Source organism: Pseudomonas sp. 34 E 7 (genome assembly GCF_900005715.1).
In the GTDB taxonomy this organism is placed as follows: Bacteria; Pseudomonadota; Gammaproteobacteria; order Pseudomonadales; family Pseudomonadaceae; genus Aquipseudomonas; species Aquipseudomonas orientalis_A.
In genome coordinates, this window is record NZ_CVTX01000138.1 from 18,777 (window position 1) to 34,648 (window position 15,872).

Sequence of the window (15,872 nt, forward strand, 5' to 3'; positions counted from 1 at the left end):
CCAGGCGAGGTGCCGAGTGGTGGGGCAAGAGCCCTTTGGTTACTTTGGGGCTTTTCCAAAGTGACCCGCCGTCAGGGCGGAACCCTAAGTGGCCATTACCGCAGAAACGGATATGTACTCGATCTGATCCAACATCCTGGTCGGCCCAGAGGCCGCCATCGGGGGCAAGCCCCCTCCCACATTCGTCAGCTATATCTGCCTAGTCCTGATCCAGCCCGACGCGGTACAGCACGCCATCATCTTCATCCGTCAGCACATACAGAAAACCATCCGGCCCTTGCCGCACGTCACGAATGCGCGCTTTCAAATCACCCAGCAAACGCTCCTCATGGACAACCTTGTCACCCTCGAACTGCAACCGAATCAGCTCCTGGCTGGCCAATGCGCCGATAAACACGTTGTGCTGCCAGGCCTTGAACCGATCGGCGTCGTAGAACGCCATGCCACTGATCCCCGGTGACTTCTCCCACACATGGTGCGGCGCTACGGTGCCTTCGGCGGTCTTGCCCTTGGCCTCGGGAATCGGCGCGAGCGAATAGTTGATGCCATGCGTGGCCAACGGCCAACCGTAGTTCTTGCCGCGCTCGATGATGTTGATTTCATCCCCGCCACGTGGCCCGTGTTCGTTTTCCCAGATCGTCCCGCTCCACGGGTTCAGCGCCAGGCCCTGCGGGTTGCGCTGGCCGTAGGACCAGATTTCGGGGCGTACCCCGGGCTGGCCGACAAACGGGTTGTCGTCGGGTACGCGGCCGTCCGGGTAGATGCGCACGACCTTGCCTTGCAGCTTGTCCAGGTCCTGGGCAGTGGGCCGGTCGTTGTTTTCGCCCAGGGTCACGAACAGGTAGCCGTCACGGTCAAACGCCAGGCGCGAACCAAAGTGATTGCCGGTCGACAGCTTGGGCTCCTGGCGCAGAATCACCGTAAAGTCCTTCAAGCCACTCAAGTCATCGGCCAGGCGCCCTCGCCCCACGGCGGTCCCGGCCTTGCCATCCTTGCCGCCCCCTTCGGCGTACGACAGGTACACCAGGCGGTCTTGCTTGAAGTCGGGCGACAGCACCACGTCAAGCAAACCGCCCTGCCCCTTGGCCCACACCTGCGGCACGCCCGTCAACGGCGCGGAAAGCTTGCCGTCCTGGCTGACGAAACGCAGCTGGCCGGGAAGCTCGGTCACCAGGAAGCCTTGCCTGTCCGGCAGGAAAGCCACCGCCCAGGGATGATGCAGGCCCTTGGCGACCGGCGTCGCCGTGACGCTGCCTTGCTCACTGGGAAACTGTCGGCCCTCGGCGGCTTGAGCCACTGCCAATGGCAGCAGCGTGGTTGCGCAAAGGGCGGCTAGCAGGGTTTTGCGTAGAAACATAAGACGAGTCCTTACCGGCGATTGCCGTTGGCATCATAGGTGGGCGCTTGGGTTTCGGTGGTCGGGCGACTGGGCGCGGTGTCGCGCTTGGGATAGCGATTGCCGATCCCGCCGTTTTGCACCGTAGGCCGAGGGTTGCTCGGGGCGGTCTGGATACCGCGAACGGCCGGCGCATTGGGCTGGGTGCCCTGCATGCTGTTGGGGTTGGCCCGATGAATGGGGCTGTTGTTGGAATCGTATTGGCCCGGCAGGGTTTGCGCCTGGACCATGGGGGCCAGGACCAGCCCCAATGCCAGCACGGCCAGATAACGCCTACAACTGTTCATGACGATGCCTCTCTATGTCGAGTAGTGCTATGTCGAGTAGTGGTCGTGCTTTCGATAACACGCTACCCCAGGGGTTCGGCTGGCGACATTAAATTGTTTCTCATCAGGTGTAACAGGATCTGTCCGAGCATCCAGCCGCCGAAACTTTTGCCTGGGCCCATGAGTCACCAGAACACAGGCTTATTCTTTGAAGGAGAGGTATCTATGCCCCGGGCAATCTGGAAAGGCGCCATCAGCTTCGGTCTGGTTCACATCCCGGTCTCGCTGGTGTCGGCGACATCCTCCCAAGGCGTTGATTTCGACTGGCTGGATAAACGCAGCATGGACCCGGTGGGCTACAAGCGCATCAACAAGGCGACCGGCAAAGAGATCAACAAGGAGAATATCGTCAAGGGCGTGGCGTATGAAAAGGGCCGCTACGTGGTGCTCAGCGAAGAGGAAATCCGCTCGGCCCACCCGAAGTCGACCCAGACCATCGAAATCATCGCCTTTGTCGCCAGCGACCAGATTCCCCTGCAGAACATCGACACGCCCTACTTCCTGGCCCCGGACAAGCGCGGCGGCAAGGTCTATGCGCTGCTGCGCGAGACCTTGAAAAAAACCGGCAAAGTCGCCCTGGCCAATGTGGTGTTGCACACCAAGCAACACCTGGCTGCACTGATGCCGCTGGAGTCGGCGCTGGTGCTGGTGATGCTGCGCTGGCCCGCCGAAGTGCGCAGCCTGGATGAACTGGAATTGGGCAGCGACGTGATCAAGCCGACCCTGGCCAAGGGTGAGTTGGACATGGCCAAGCGTCTGGTGCAAGACATGAGCGCAGACTGGCAGCCCGAGGAGTACCGCGACAGCTTCCAGGAAAAGATCATGGCGCTGGTGGAGAAGAAGGCCAAGGCCGGCAAGATCGAAGACGTCGAATCGACCGAAGGCAGCGAAGAGCGCAAATCCGCCGATGTGATCGACCTGACCGAACTGCTCAAGCGCAGCCTGGCGGGCAAACCTGCGGCGAAAAAACCCGCAGCGAAAAAGTCCAACAAAAAGGCCTCTTGAGCCTGCCATTGGCTGGAGAACGACATGGCAAAGCCCCTGGGCGAGTACAACCGCAAACGCGACTTCGAGATTACCGCCGAGCCGGCCGGCGAGTCACCGGCCGGCAAGCGCAACGCGTCGGCCCTGAGCTTTGTGATCCAGAAGCATGCTGCGCGCAACCTGCACTACGACTTTCGCCTGGAACTGGACGGCGTGCTGTTGAGCTGGGCCGTGCCCAAGGGCCCGAGCCTGGACCCGAGCCAGAAACGCCTGGCGGTGCACGTCGAGGACCATCCCCTGAGTTATGGCGGCTTTGAAGGCAGCATTCCCGCCGGGCAATATGGCGCAGGCGATGTCATCGTGTGGGACCGCGGCATCTGGCAACCCCACGACGATCCGCACAAGGCCTACGCCGCCGGCAAACTGAAATTCGGCCTGGTCGGCGAAAAACTCACGGGCGATTGGACCTTGGTGCGCACCCGGCTCAAAGGCAGCGGTGATAAGGAACAATGGCTGCTGATCAAGGAAAAGGACCAACAGGCGCGTCCCTCGGCTGAGTACGATATCGTCGCGGCCCAACCCGCCAGCGTGCTCAGCGATGCGGTGGTCGGTAAACCCAAGGCCAAGACCAAAACGCCAGCGAAACCCAAAGCGGCGCCCAAGGCGAGCACGCGCAAGGCGGCAACCGCCGTGCCCGAGGCATTCTCCCCGCAACTGGCAACCCTGGTCGATCGGGCCCCCGAAGGTGACTGGCACTACGAGATCAAATTCGACGGTTACCGCATCCTGACGCGCATCCTCAAAGGTGAGGTACGCCTGTTCACCCGCAACGGCCACGACTGGACCGAGCGCCTGCCGCGCCAGGCCAAAGCCTTGCAAGCGCTCAAACTCAAGGACAGTTGGCTGGATGGCGAAGTGGTCAGTCTCAACGACGACGGCTTGCCGGATTTCCAGGCCTTGCAGAATGCCTTCGACATCGGTCGCAGCCTCGACATCGTTTACTACCTGTTCGATGCGCCGTTTCTTGACGGCCGCGATCAGCGCGAGGAACCGCTCGAAAGCCGTCGCGCGGCACTTGAATCCGCCCTGTCCGCCAGCAAGAGCAAGCTGCTGCGTTTCTCCGAAGCCTTTGCCGCCGACCACCGCGACATTTTCCAAAGCGCCTGCGACCTGGCCCTTGAGGGCGTGATCGGCAAGCGCGCCGGCAGCCCTTATGTGTCCAGCCGCAGTGCCGACTGGATCAAGCTCAAATGCCGGTTGCGCCAGGAGTTCGTGATTGTCGGCTATACCCGCCCCCAAGGCTCGCGCACCGGGTTTGGTGCGCTGCTGCTGGCGGTCAACGACGACGCCGGGCTGGTGTATGCCGGGCGTGTGGGCACCGGTTTCGACCAGGCGTCGCTTAAAGCCATCTACGCCCAACTCACCCCGCTGGAGCGCACGGACTCGCCGCTGCAAAAACCGTTGACCAGCGCCCAGGCGCGCGGCGTGCACTGGGTTGAGCCGCGCCTGGTCGGTGAAGTGCAATTTGCGCAATGGACCCGGGAAGGCCTGGTGCGCCAGGCTGCATTTGTGGGCATGCGCACCGACAAGCCCGCTGAGCAGATCATTCATGAACAGCCGCGTACGGCCACATCGGTGACGGCGCCAAAGGCGAAAAAGCCCGAGAAGGCGGTGAAAACCGTAAAAGCCATGAAAATCACCCACCCTGATCGTGTCATCGACACGCAGAGCGGCACGCAAAAGCAGGCACTGGCGCAGTTCTACGCCGATATCAGCGCATCCATCCTGCCCTTCCTGCGCAACCGGCCCGTCTCGCTGCTCAGGGCGCCGGAGGGCATCGAAGGCGAACAGTTCTTCCAGAAGCATTCCGAGCGCATGACCATCCCGCACATCAAGCAGTTGGACCAGGCACTGGACCCCGGCCATGCCCGCCTGATGGAAATAGACAGCGCCGATGCCCTGATCGGCGCGGTGCAAATGGGTACGGTTGAGCTGCACACCTGGGGCGCGACCACAGACAAGATCGAAACCCCCGACCTGTTCGTCCTTGACCTCGACCCGGACCCCACGCTGCCCTGGAAGTCCATGCTGGAAGCGGCGCAGTTGACGCTGTCGGTACTGGATGAAATAGGTTTGCAGGCCTTCGTCAAAACCAGCGGTGGCAAAGGCTTTCACCTGATCGTACCGCTGGCGCGACGGGATAACTGGGACACCGTCAAAGCATTCGCCAAAGCCATCGCCCAATTCATGACCCGGCAACTGCCGGAGCGCTTTACCGCCACCAGCGGCCCGAAGAACCGCGTGGGCAAAATCTTCATCGATTACCTGCGCAACGCCCGCGGCGCCAGCACGGTGGCGGCTTACTCCGTGCGGGCACGTCCGGGCCTGCCGGTGTCGGTGCCCGTCAGTCGGGATGAACTCAATGACTTGCGCGGCGCCCAGCAATGGACAGTGGCCAATCTGCACGAACGGTTGCGCGATTTGAAGGATGACCCTTGGGCTGGCTATGCCAATCGTCAGAAGATCAGCAAGCGGATGTGGGACAAGCTGGGCGCGAAGCCACCGAAGTGATTCGCGCGCACTCAGATCAGATCAGGATGAAGATCAGCGCCAACGCGGCGAAGATTGCCCATTTTTCCAGGTAATAGCGCGTGCGATTGCGCTTTTTGAGCTCCTTGCCACGCAACCTGATTTTGTACAGGCGGGTAAAGGCACGATTGAGTGCGCCGGTCTTGTCGCCCTCGTCGTTGGGCGACCCCGCAGCGGCCATCACATTGCGGCTGAACCAGCGGTTGAATGCGGCCGCCCAGCGGTATTTCATCGGCCGTTCGATGTCGCAGAACAGAATGATGCGGTTATGCGACGTGGTGTTCTCGGCATAGTGAATGTAGGTCTCGTCAAACATCACCGCTTCGCCGTCGCGCCAGTAATAGCTTTCGCCGTCCACATTGATATAGCAGCCCGGATCGTTCGGCGTATCCAGCCCCAGGTGATAACGGTAGGAACCCGCGTAAGGGTCACGGTGACGCACGAGCTTGGAGCCCGGCGGCAGCTCGGCGAACATCGCGGCCTTGATCGAGCCGATGCTTTGCACCAGTTCGGTGGTGCGCGGGCACAGTTTCATCGCTGAGGGATGACTGTCGCCGTACCATTTGAGGTAGAAGCGCTTCCAGCCGGACTTGAAGAACGAATTGAAACCCACATCGTTGTACTGCTGCGAACGCTTGATTTCCCCGGCGCGCATCAGGTTCTGGCCTTCCTGGCGAATCTCTTCCCAGTGCTCCTGCAACGGGCGCAGGTCCGCAAAGTCGCTGGGCGACAGAAACGGGCGGCTGGGTTGCTTGGAGAACAGGTACAGGAAGCAGTTGATCGGCGCCAGGAATGTCGAATGATCGCTGAGCTGGCGGCCCAGCTTGTGTCGCACCCGGCCACGCAGGTGTACATACGCGATGGAGGCAACGTAGAGAGCAACAATGATGAGTTTCAAGGGATTCGTCACACGTCAGGGAGAGAACAGGCTGCTCCTGCGTGCCCACAACGGCCGAGGATGGATAAGCAGCACCTGAAATCACAATTCACATACAGGTGACACGACCGGCTGGAGGACCATGCGATGTGTGACCATTGGCGGTTATTTAGCCATACTTTGTAACCAAAGGTTAACTAAGAATTGTGAAAAGCTGTCTATGAAGTGTGCTGGGGGGATGAGCGGGCGGGCCGCAAGACCCGCCCACTAGAGGGCGGTGCGACGGCTTACAGTTGATCGTCCTTACGCTCACGGCGGGAAAAACTGCTGTCTTCCAATGCCGAGAACGGCACGACTTCGCGTCGGGTCAACACCAGGTGGCGGACCAGCGCGATCACCAGGCCCAGCAGCAAACCGCCCACCACGCTCAATGCAATGACCAGGGCTTTTTTCGGTTTGACCGGTGACAGCGGCTCCTGGGCGCGGCGGTCGATCGTCACCAGTTTCAGGTTGCTCATGTCAATGTTCAAACCCCGCAGCCTGGCGATTTCGGCGCGCAGCGGCTCTACGTCCTGCAGGAAAATGTCTTCATTGCCACGTTTGCGCAGCACTTCAACTTCGCGGTTGGCGTCCAGCAACCGCAGTTCCTTGCCAATTTCGGCAATACGCGGGTTGGTGAAGTCATCGCTGGTGCGCTTTTGCAGCGAGGCACGCTCGGCCTCCAGCGCCTCAGTACCCATGAAGTACAGCGGAATCTTCTGATTGTTGACCTCGGTGCGCATCACCTGGCTCGAGCCGGTTCGCGTGGCGTCGGCCATCGACGATGGCGTGGTCGGTGTCCTGATCCCCATGGACTGGGCGATGCCGATGGCTTCAGCCAATTCCGCCAGGCGGTTGGTCCGCTCCATTTTCATCTGCAGGCGCAGGGCACTGAGCTCATCTTCCAGTTGGGCGCGCTTGAGCCGATCGGCTTCGAGCAGCTTGGCGATCTTCGATTCCTTGTCGGTGTCGTAGTTGGCACGGGCCGCGTCGATCTTGCCCTTGAGCTCATTGAGGCGGTTGTTCACGATGACCTTGAGGTCGGCCCCCACCTGCTGACGCTCTGCGGCAATGGCGTAGTCAACAAACCCGTTGAGAATCTTCACCCCGTCGACATCGGTCGGATACTGCAATTCCAGGCGAATGTAGTTGCTCAGCGAGTCGGCCTTCTTCGGGTCCGGCAGGACCAGATTGACTGAATTGCGATTGAAGTCTTCAAAACTCTGCTCCAGGGTTTGCCCTGGCTTCTTGAACGCCTTGAACAACTCCTCATGGTCCTTGAAGAAGCCCAGGCGCGCCTCGTAGGAGTCCAACTGCGCACCCACTTTGAGCAACGCATCAGCAGGCGGCAATTTATACACTTCGGAGCGGTTCAGTGCGTCCAGTTCATTGATCGCCGCAGGCCGCAGCACACTGCTGACTTCAAAGGTCTTGGGTGCCAGAAAGGCATACCCCGCCCCCAGGATCCCCGCCAGAACCGTACACCCCACGATCAGCTTCTTCTGCCGCCATATGGCATTGAACAATTCAAACAGATCCATTTCATCAGACGCTACAGCGGGCGTGAGCGAGGAACTTCGATTCAAAATAAGAACACCTTAAATTAATACTAAAAGGCCATCACTTAGCGGAAGCCTTAGCGGCTTCAAGTCAGGGACAACGCCCTGAGCACGGCCGACCAATGGCAGTCTGACCACTTAGGCTGACGAAAAATCCCACGGCTTTAGGGATTATTTCTGCTTTATGCCGACGTGTAGTCACGACGATATTTTTATGTGGGACTTATCACGCTATAAGCGTAGTCAATCCAACATGAAAAAGCTGTCAAATGGCTGTCGCATAAAGAAAAAAATCTCGTTATCCGCAGTGTTGTTACATTGCCGATACAATTGCCCGCCTCTCCCCTCAGCAAAAGGAAGTTGCATGCCATCCTCTTCAGCCACGGACTATCGCGCCCTGCAAGGTGCCTGGGAGCAAGTCGCCCTGGAAGACAATGGCGTGCTCAACCCGCCAGATGCACATAGCGCGCCAGGTGCGATTACCACCATCAGTGCCGATACATTCGAAGTCGTCACCGTCGAGGGGGAAACCCTGTTGGCGGGCCGTTTTGTGCTGGACGCCGACACCACGCCTAAAAGCATTACCTGGGTGGACGCCATCGGCGCGGACGCCGGCAAGTCACTACCGGCCAGCTATCACCTGGATGGCGATCATTTTGTGTTTATCGCCGCCGATGCAGGCATGCCCCGGCCCACCGTATTCAGCACGGGCCCGGGGCAGACCATGCGCACCTTCGTGCGCAGGGCATGAACGGCCTGCTTTCGCGGATTGATCACAGCATTTTCACAAGGCCTTCACTTTGCGACCTATAGGGTGAAGCCTACCTACTCCAGTGAATCCCTTGGCCCGCCTCTGCTTGCGGGCTTTTTTTTGCGCCTGAAATTGCCTGGCGACCGCGAACTAATTACCCGGCGTGCAGGTCATTACCCCAACGCGTGTCCAGCCCCGGACGGCGCTCTGGAAGATAGCATCGTGGCCCATCACTCAGACCTGCGCACTGCCTTGTCCCTGGACAGCCTGAATTTCTTCCTCGCGGATGTACGCGACGGCCTGGGGCCGTACCTGGCGATTTACCTGCTCGCAGTACACCAATGGGACCCGGCCAGTATCGGCGTGGTCATGACCCTGGCCGGGGTCGCCGCGTTGCTCACCCAGGGCCCGGCGGGTGCGTTGATCGACCGTACCCGCAGCAAACGCGCGGTGATTGCGATTGCCGCGCTGCTGGTCACGCTCAGTTGCCTGATGCTGCCCTTCGTCAGTTCATTTGGCTGGGTGGCGCTGACCCAGGCCGCCAGCGCCATCGCCGCCTCGGTGTTCGCTCCGGCGATTTCCGCGATTTCCCTGGGCATCACCGGCCCGCGCGCGTTTACCCGGCGTACCGGGCGCAACGAAACCTTCAATCACGCCGGCAACGCCGTCGCGGCATTGCTGGCCGGCGGCCTGGCGTATCTGTTCGGACCGGTGGTGGTGTTCTACCTGATGGCGTTTATGGCCGTCGCCAGTGTCGTCGCCGTCAGTTGCGTCCCGGCCAAGGCGATCGACCACGAGGTGGCCCGTGGCTTCGACCCGGCTCACCACACCGACCATGAGCAGCCCTCGGGCCTGCGCGTCCTGCTCGCCAACCGTCCGCTGCTGCTGTTCGCCATTTGCTGCGCGCTGTTTCACCTGGCCAATGCCGCGATGCTGCCGCTGGTCAGCCAGAAGCTGTCGCAGATCAACCTGCAGATGGCCACGCCGTTGACCTCGGCCTGCATCGTCGCGGCGCAATTGGTGATGGTGCCGACGGCGATGCTGGTGGGGATCAAGGCCGATGTGTGGGGGCGCAAGCCGCTGCTGCTGGCCGGATTCATGATCCTGCCGCTGCGCGGCGTGCTCTACACCTTGTCCAACGACCCCTATTGGCTGGTTGCCGTGCAGATGCTCGATGGCATCGGCGCGGGCATTTTCGGCGCGCTGTTCCCGGTGATCGTCAAGGACTTGACCCAAGGCACCGGCCGCTTCAACGTCAGCCTCGGCGCGCTGTCGACCGTGTTTGGCCTGGGCGCGGCACTGAGCAGCAGCCTGGCCGGCTTCGTGGTGCAAATGGCCGGCTACAACGCCGCCTTCCTGACCCTGGCCGGGGTGGCCGCCGCCGCATTGCTACTGCTATGGCTGGCCATGCCGGAGACATTGGCTAAACCAACCTTCGCTGGCCATACAACTGTCGCCTGACATATGCGACAATGCGCGCCAAATTCCAACACACATCCCAAATTTTCCGTTCAGCGACCGGGTTTCGCGCCTTGATGTCGCTGTTGACGCATGCCTGAAGGCACCTGCCGTCACGCTCGCAACCCATTGATAGGTAAAGTAATTGATCTCCACAGCTAACATCACCATGCGGTATGAAACGCATAATGGTGATTACTGGTGATCAGTGTTTACTGGGCCAAGTCGTCATGAGTAAGCAACAATAACGCACCCAAATGCACCCGTTGGTTCCAAGACTGGTCCCAACGGGTAAATTCAAGCTCATGCCGAAACTGCATAACCCCTCCTCCGGCGTCCTGCCGACCGATCTCCCAACTCCATAGTTTGCCTGCTACGCTGTCCACTCCACGGAGGAACAACGATGCTGAATTCTGACCTGTTTCCTTCCCTACTATCCAAACTCTACGAGAACCAACTCGTCCTCGAGGCCTCAATCATGGAACTGCCCAACTGGGTGGAGCAGCGCGGCTCAGCTGAAGTGGCAGACAGCGTGCGCGGCGGTCTACACACCATCGACGAGAACGAAGAGTTCATTAAGCTGACCCTGGGCGTTCTGATGACGCCCAACCGCAAATCCTAAGCCCCCCCTTATGGCTGCAATTCAGGAATTACTCCCGGCCTGGGTTGTGAGAGGCCGGCAAGATCGTCGACTGACCGCTGCAGGCTCCCAGCAGCAGCGCTAACCTCCATGTAAGAAAGGACTGTACCGCGTACCTGGCAAGGCATCCACTTCACTGAGGCGCTGATGCAAAAAGCCCAGCGCGGGGCTGGGCTACTCAAGCTGCCGTCGAATTTCTCGAAACTCTGCTACTTCAAGATCTTGTACCAAATCTGCGCGTTGACCAGCATTCTGATCGCGTTAACTTTGTCGATCGCATACTGTGGGGGTGTCTCCCAAGGTAGCGAACTACCTGTAAAGACCAGCAGCGGCTCATCCGTGCCGCGCTCAAGCACAAGCCGAGCCTTAATAGATGTGAACTCAGGTTTGGCATTCAATGCATCGCGTATATTCTGGCGCTGTATTGGCGGAAGCTGACTCCAGGCAACAAACTCTTTAATGGGCTCCAGCCCAGCTGGAAACGTGTCGCGATGTAGGGTATTTCCAAATGTTTTATAAACTTGCCCCATGTCATCAGTGAAGTCGATCCATTGATTGTTATCGGCTATCCGTGCGGGCAGCATTCTATTCCGAAAATTTGGATTAGAACTCAGCATGCCCGACTCACCATCGAAGTGATTGTACTTGATGTCTGTTCGGTTCCACTCATAAAAACGCAAGGTTGCATACTTGTCGAAAGTCGACACAGCTGAGCAGCCAGGCAGCATGAGCGTGGCAATAGTGATCGACAACGCTATCAAAATTTTACGCATGTGCATCCTTGAGTTTTAGATGAATTGGAAAGCTGGACCTCAACTACTGCAACTCGTGCCTGCCCACGCTATTTACAAAGATACTCGGCTTTGAGTGCGAGCAATGCGATTAGCGTGGGTCTTTTCGTTGAGAAATCAGGGTGGCCTTCCGAGTACTTGACGATTGCCTGCACGCCCATTTGATCAACGTAGTTTTCAGGCAAGCAAATACCTGGGAACTTGTTTACAGCTCCTCCGGTAAGATATTGAAGAGTTTCACGAACCCCGGCAACCACACCCACACAGTAACCCATATCAGCCTGATTGTCGTTCGCAGCCATATGCTTCGTTTCAAAAAAGCGTAAGGCAACCTTGCATCCGTTTAAAAATCTTGTTCCGGCATTACTTTCAGCGAACACTGCATTGCTTGCCAGCAATCCAATTATCGCCACCGCCGCTATCAAAATCCGCATGTCGTTCCCTCATTGGTTTGGTGGGACTGTAGCACCAGGCTGCAGAAAGCAAAAAAGCCCAGCGCGAGGCTGGACCAGCAAACGTTTATGCTTCCGCACTCCAGACCGCCAGTTCATAACCATCAGGGTCAATGAAGTGAAACCTTTTGCCGCCAGGAAAAGAGAAAATCTCCCGACTAATCGTGGCGCCCGCTGCAACGAGTCGACGCTGAGTTTCCTCGAGATCATCCCCGTAAAGAATAACCAGCGGGCCACCAGGTCGAACGGGCTCACCAGTTGTGAATCCTCCGGCGAGCCTACCATCGCTGAATTCGGTGTAGCTGGGCCCGTAGTCTACGAATGTCCAACCAAATGCTGAGCCATAGAAATCTTTACTGCGCGAAATATCGCTAACGTTGAACTCGACATTATCGATCTGATGATCTTTTCCTCGAACACCCATGACTCACCTCCTTGTTGTGGAAGCGTCATCATGACCGGATCCTGGCCAGGCATCCAGCGTGGATGGAATGCCAGTAACTGGGTTGTTCGTCGGCGTAGTAGCTTTGTGCCTCCCCTAAGGCCCAAAGAAAGGAATCACAATGGCACTGTTTACTGAAGAATCATTGCAACACCTTGAAAAAACCACACCCACATTACTTGGCGGAGCGCCTTGGAATTCATCGTTCGGACCTGGCGAGAAAGTTCTCGCTTCAGGAATTTACCGATGTGAGGGCTGCGGTGATGAAATCACCTCAAACAAAGGCGACCCATTCCCGCCCCAGAATAAGCATCAGCATCCTGGGACTTTCGGAAAAGCTGTAGAGTGGCGCTTGATCGTGCAGACGCAAACGCAAGCCTAAAGGATTTCCCAGTCTTACGCCTGCAAGCCCAGGGACTGGGATAGCGCCAATATCGGCGCGTTTATGACCTGGAGGTCAATGTGAGCAACTCGGTAGAAGACGCAATCAATTACACAGGATCGTCATTAATCACCCTGAACTGCATAGTTTCTGGCCTCGCAAGTCAACTTAAAGCGGCGCAGGGAACGGCAGGTGTTGAGGCGGCACAAGCCTATGCCTTAAAAGTAGCGGACGCCTATCCTACAGCTCACAACGTAGGACCTGACCACAAGGCGATTGCTGAATTTTTCAACGATCACAAATAGCTTCAAATCCTAAGGCCCCTTCAAGCCTTGAAAGCCGTCGCTCGAGCAGGTCGGCTTTCTCTTGAGCATCCACAGCAAGCTCATCTGACAGACCAATGCCGATGCCAGCGAAGCGGCCAGCATCAATAATGATTGCACCATTGATGCGGTTCTCACGTTCGCTCACTTCAAAAGAGTGATTCATAAAATGCTCCTGCGGCTACGCCGCGTCATGTTGGTCATTTTGCATCTTTGTGCCTGAGGATAAGACGTGTCCGGTCGTGCCAAGGCCCACCGTAGACGATGATCTCCGACGGCCTTCCGTAAAGGTGGTGCAGCAGGAATGGGCCGGGGCCGAAAGCGCCCGAATCTTCACCAGGCAATGCCGGATCTTTGCCGAGGTAAATCCCAGCGTGGTTCGGGTGAACTGTCCGGCCCACATGCATAACGATCAGATCGCCGCGCCACGATTTGATTGTATCTGAAAACGTGGCGCGCAAATTACGGCAAGGAGGATTCGCCGAATCGCTTCAGATGGATGCTATGGACGATAGCGCGAGTGGTTGGAAAATCATACTATCGAACAATCAAGGTCATAATTTCGACAAATGAGCTTCACCGCTGTCAAGTAGTTGCCCTCCAACTAAGATTTAAAACATCACCACAAGCCCTTGCCCAATAATGGGCTCAGCACATAACCTGCCATTGCAGTCGCAAGAGATATAACAACGACAGCGGAAGTAATTTTCAGGACCCTAAACGACTTCTCACCTGCCTTTACTCTTTCCCACTCTTTCTTAAGCTCTTCCTGTATTCTTACGACTAAGGTTTCGATCTTCTGCAGCATTTCTTCCTTCGTGCCTCCGGTAGTTTCGTCCTGAAGCCAAGCGATCGCCTCTAATATGTCTGTATGCTCATCCACATTCAAACGAAGTCTAATTCTTGACAAAAGGTAACTTGTCTCCGCAAAATCACGAGATATCGAAAGTACATAATCTTTAATTTCGTCATTAGACTTTTTATTTACTATATCTGCCGCACCAACTAAAGAATGAGCTGTTCCAACAAATCTCGATATATCATCTCGAAGAGCATCTATCCACGCCTGGCGAAATTCTGATGTTTTTTGATCCTTCGACAAAATGGCCATTACCAGAGATACGATGCCAGCAATGAGCGCAGTCAGTATTGCACCCACAAACGGTACGATTAACTCTTCCTTCATATTAAAAATCCTTAAAAACCCTATCGACTAGATATCCGTGTCGACTTCTAGGCGGAACTTAATACCCCAACCCAAACCAAATTGCCACCACCGATCACGGAGGGCGGCACCTGACCGGAGATAATCCATGGACGATCAGTTCTACCTGCAAGACAGCCGTAGCCACGCCTACGTCGGCGACGGGTTGTCGTTCTGGGGCTTTGGCGGCTCCGGATATATCACCGATCTGGCCAAGGCACAGGTGTTCACCCGGGACGGCGCTTGTGATCACCGCGACACTGACATTCCGTGGCCCAAGCCGTACGTCGATGCCCGGGCGCGCGTCGCGTGGATTGCCAGCTTGTCACCTTGAGCGAGGCCTTGGACCAGAACCCAGATGCTACCGAGTTCTATATCCAGAAGCCGAAAGCTTGGAACGGCAACAATTTGATTTGGCTCTGTGAGGACGGCGTGTTCACGAGCGACTTGAGCAAAGCCGTGCGCGTCCCGAGATATCAAACTATCACCTGGATCGGCAAGGTTGGCCAGTCCGGCGCCGTTGTGTGGCCTTGCGCCTACATCGACGCCCATTCCCGCCGCCTGGTGGAGCGCGACGACGTGAACATTAAGGAAGCCCTGCGCGGCACCGGTATGAAGCTGGTCAAGCCGAAGCCGCCACGCATGATGATGTTCAACTGCCAGGGCTGCGGCCGGTTCATCAGTGACGCGCAGCGCTATCGAGAAGACTGCCAGAACTGCGGGGCGAGCAACACGCCGTGATCCAGCCTTTCACATTACGCTGGATGCCTACGGTCACTCTGTAACTGTGAAATCGCCGAGATTATCGTTCATGTATTGAGCGATCTCCAAGGCCCGAGCAAACGACGTTCCAGGGTTAACGTCAAAACCGAACAATTCTGTCGGCATACCGTCGTCAGCAGTTGCATATTCAATGCAAATGAATGGGACGTGGCTTGCGTATTGCTTCACGGTGAACAATGGCTGAGCGCGCTTCGTCATTTTGATCTCCTTGATCCGGCTCCATGCCGGTCACCCGTAATACCCCATATCACTGAACAGCGCCAGCCAGCGAGCAGTAGCACCGATTTACTCGCCTAATTCTTTAGTCGGATGGCCACCACCACTTAAGTCTTTTCAGAGCGTCAGACTTCATCTCCAAAAGATTGATAATTGCGCTCGTAATTCTGCTGATATTTGCGTTGAAAAACTCAAGTTCATGGGAATAGTCATCCTCTTCATTATCTGCCCAAGCAGATGTGAGGCTTCGAATGTCGACCAGCGCGTTCTTCACTTCCATAATCGCTGCCGAAATCTGACTATCCACTGATTGGCTCGCGCGGGACTCATCGACATAGCTTGATGCCTGATCAATGACCCGCAAATACCGAGGAATCATGCTTCGAGGAATTGAGTTGCACGTAAAAAACTCAAGCGTGTTTGTAGTTACCTTTAACGCAAATTGGCTTGCCTGTATTGAGCGCTCTATAGCTTCAATACGGGCTTTCTTTTCAAGTACGGACCTATAGCGCCTCTCGCTCCCTGCAAGTCGAATTGCTACAGCAATTGCAACTATCGAACCAAATGCTTGAACCCATGATGCCAGCCCGGGATGAGCTTCAACCCAGCGCAAAAAACTGTCCCATACGGTAAGAAAATCCATATCCCACTCCCTTGTAG

The 15,872-nt window shown here is 57.2% G+C and carries 20 protein-coding genes and 1 pseudogene; 9 read left to right on the forward strand and 12 right to left on the reverse strand.

Annotated elements, in window-relative coordinates:
• Window positions 1-199: 199 nt before the first annotated feature.
• Window positions 200-1,357 (reverse strand): PQQ-dependent sugar dehydrogenase, encoded by a 1,158-nt coding sequence (locus tag BFP96_RS13060; protein ID WP_065936355.1) that lies wholly within the window; start codon window positions 1,355-1,357, stop codon window positions 200-202.
• 11 nt (window positions 1,358-1,368) lie between these two features.
• Window positions 1,369-1,683, reverse strand: coding sequence for a hypothetical protein (locus BFP96_RS13065; protein ID WP_065936356.1), 315 nt, complete (start codon window positions 1,681-1,683; stop codon window positions 1,369-1,371).
• A gap of 204 nt (window positions 1,684-1,887) precedes the next feature.
• Here BFP96_RS13065 and BFP96_RS13070 point away from each other — a divergent pair, with 204 nt between their 5' ends.
• Window positions 1,888-2,727, forward strand: a complete 840-nt coding sequence (locus BFP96_RS13070) for a non-homologous end joining protein Ku (RefSeq protein ID WP_065893324.1) — start codon at window positions 1,888-1,890, stop codon at window positions 2,725-2,727.
• 24 nt (window positions 2,728-2,751) lie between these two features.
• Window positions 2,752-5,277: a DNA ligase D gene (ligD, locus tag BFP96_RS13075; RefSeq protein WP_065936357.1), complete on the forward strand. Its 2,526-nt coding sequence runs from the start codon at window positions 2,752-2,754 to the stop codon at window positions 5,275-5,277.
• A gap of 16 nt (window positions 5,278-5,293) precedes the next feature.
• Here ligD and lpxO read toward each other — a convergent pair whose 3' ends face one another.
• Together lpxO and BFP96_RS13085 are read right to left on the reverse strand one after the other, a co-directional pair.
• On the reverse strand, window positions 5,294-6,193 hold the full coding sequence (gene lpxO, locus BFP96_RS13080) for a lipid A hydroxylase LpxO (protein ID WP_065896914.1): 900 nt from the start codon (window positions 6,191-6,193) through the stop codon (window positions 5,294-5,296).
• Window positions 6,194-6,459: 266 nt separating this feature from the next.
• Complete coding sequence (locus BFP96_RS13085; protein ID WP_130138874.1) at window positions 6,460-7,752, reverse strand: Wzz/FepE/Etk N-terminal domain-containing protein; 1,293 nt, start codon at window positions 7,750-7,752, stop codon at window positions 6,460-6,462.
• A gap of 382 nt (window positions 7,753-8,134) precedes the next feature.
• Here BFP96_RS13085 and BFP96_RS13090 point away from each other — a divergent pair, with 382 nt between their 5' ends.
• The 3 genes from BFP96_RS13090 (at window position 8,135) to BFP96_RS13105 (ending at window position 10,601) form a co-directional block, all read left to right on the forward strand.
• Window positions 8,135-8,521 (forward strand): TIGR03067 domain-containing protein, encoded by a 387-nt coding sequence (locus BFP96_RS13090; RefSeq protein ID WP_065936358.1) that lies wholly within the window; start codon window positions 8,135-8,137, stop codon window positions 8,519-8,521.
• Window positions 8,522-8,743: 222 nt separating this feature from the next.
• Window positions 8,744-9,982 carry an MFS transporter gene (locus BFP96_RS13095; protein WP_065893329.1) on the forward strand — a complete coding sequence of 413 codons (1,239 nt, stop codon included), beginning with the start codon at window positions 8,744-8,746 and terminating at the stop codon, window positions 9,980-9,982.
• Between the two features lie 400 nt (window positions 9,983-10,382).
• Window positions 10,383-10,601: a hypothetical protein gene (locus BFP96_RS13105; RefSeq protein WP_065936360.1), complete on the forward strand. Its 219-nt coding sequence runs from the start codon at window positions 10,383-10,385 to the stop codon at window positions 10,599-10,601.
• Window positions 10,602-10,828: 227 nt separating this feature from the next.
• On the opposite strand, the gene BFP96_RS13110 is transcribed toward BFP96_RS13105, so the two are convergent.
• The 3 genes from BFP96_RS13110 to BFP96_RS13120 all read right to left on the reverse strand — a co-directional run bounded on the left by BFP96_RS13110 (window position 10,829) and on the right by BFP96_RS13120 (window position 12,286).
• Complete coding sequence (locus BFP96_RS13110; RefSeq protein ID WP_065936361.1) at window positions 10,829-11,392, reverse strand: hypothetical protein; 564 nt, start codon at window positions 11,390-11,392, stop codon at window positions 10,829-10,831.
• A 68-nt stretch (window positions 11,393-11,460) separates the two neighbouring features.
• Window positions 11,461-11,844: a Rap1a/Tai family immunity protein gene (locus BFP96_RS13115; protein WP_065936362.1), complete on the reverse strand. Its 384-nt coding sequence runs from the start codon at window positions 11,842-11,844 to the stop codon at window positions 11,461-11,463.
• Between the two features lie 85 nt (window positions 11,845-11,929).
• On the reverse strand, window positions 11,930-12,286 hold the full coding sequence (locus tag BFP96_RS13120) for a VOC family protein (RefSeq protein WP_065936363.1): 357 nt from the start codon (window positions 12,284-12,286) through the stop codon (window positions 11,930-11,932).
• Window positions 12,287-12,425: 139 nt separating this feature from the next.
• On the opposite strand from BFP96_RS13120, the gene BFP96_RS29150 reads away from it, so the two are divergent.
• Complete coding sequence (locus BFP96_RS29150) at window positions 12,426-12,686, forward strand: protein L (protein ID WP_073842686.1); 261 nt, start codon at window positions 12,426-12,428, stop codon at window positions 12,684-12,686.
• Between the two features lie 80 nt (window positions 12,687-12,766).
• Window positions 12,767-12,991, forward strand: coding sequence for a hypothetical protein (locus BFP96_RS30325; RefSeq protein ID WP_139113397.1), 225 nt, complete (start codon window positions 12,767-12,769; stop codon window positions 12,989-12,991).
• Here the strand turns inward: BFP96_RS30325 and BFP96_RS13125 are convergent.
• The 3 genes and pseudogenes from BFP96_RS13125 to BFP96_RS13130 all read right to left on the reverse strand — a co-directional run bounded on the left by BFP96_RS13125 (window position 12,975) and on the right by BFP96_RS13130 (window position 14,195).
• A complete protein-coding gene (locus tag BFP96_RS13125; protein WP_065936364.1) occupies window positions 12,975-13,175 on the reverse strand; it encodes a hypothetical protein in 201 nt (66 codons plus the stop codon). The genes BFP96_RS30325 and BFP96_RS13125 overlap by 17 nt on opposite strands.
• A gap of 34 nt (window positions 13,176-13,209) precedes the next feature.
• A pseudogene (locus BFP96_RS29155) lies at window positions 13,210-13,434 on the reverse strand (phage tail protein); the annotation flags it as partial.
• Between the two features lie 194 nt (window positions 13,435-13,628).
• The gene (locus tag BFP96_RS13130; RefSeq protein WP_065936365.1) at window positions 13,629-14,195 is read right to left on the reverse strand and encodes a hypothetical protein; all 567 of its coding nucleotides are present in this window, start codon (window positions 14,193-14,195) and stop codon (window positions 13,629-13,631) included.
• 127 nt (window positions 14,196-14,322) lie between these two features.
• On the opposite strand from BFP96_RS13130, the gene BFP96_RS31275 reads away from it, so the two are divergent.
• Window positions 14,323-14,547, forward strand: a complete 225-nt coding sequence (locus tag BFP96_RS31275) for a hypothetical protein (protein WP_256548981.1) — start codon at window positions 14,323-14,325, stop codon at window positions 14,545-14,547.
• Between the two features lie 8 nt (window positions 14,548-14,555).
• On the forward strand, window positions 14,556-14,954 hold the full coding sequence (locus tag BFP96_RS31280) for a hypothetical protein (protein ID WP_256548982.1): 399 nt from the start codon (window positions 14,556-14,558) through the stop codon (window positions 14,952-14,954).
• A 33-nt stretch (window positions 14,955-14,987) separates the two neighbouring features.
• Here the strand turns inward: BFP96_RS31280 and BFP96_RS13140 are convergent, their stop codons facing one another.
• Both BFP96_RS13140 and BFP96_RS13145 read right to left on the reverse strand, forming a co-directional pair.
• On the reverse strand, window positions 14,988-15,194 hold the full coding sequence (locus BFP96_RS13140; RefSeq protein WP_065936366.1) for a hypothetical protein: 207 nt from the start codon (window positions 15,192-15,194) through the stop codon (window positions 14,988-14,990).
• 103 nt (window positions 15,195-15,297) lie between these two features.
• The gene (locus tag BFP96_RS13145; protein WP_065936367.1) at window positions 15,298-15,855 is read right to left on the reverse strand and encodes a hypothetical protein; all 558 of its coding nucleotides are present in this window, start codon (window positions 15,853-15,855) and stop codon (window positions 15,298-15,300) included.
• Window positions 15,856-15,872: the final 17 nt, after the last annotated feature.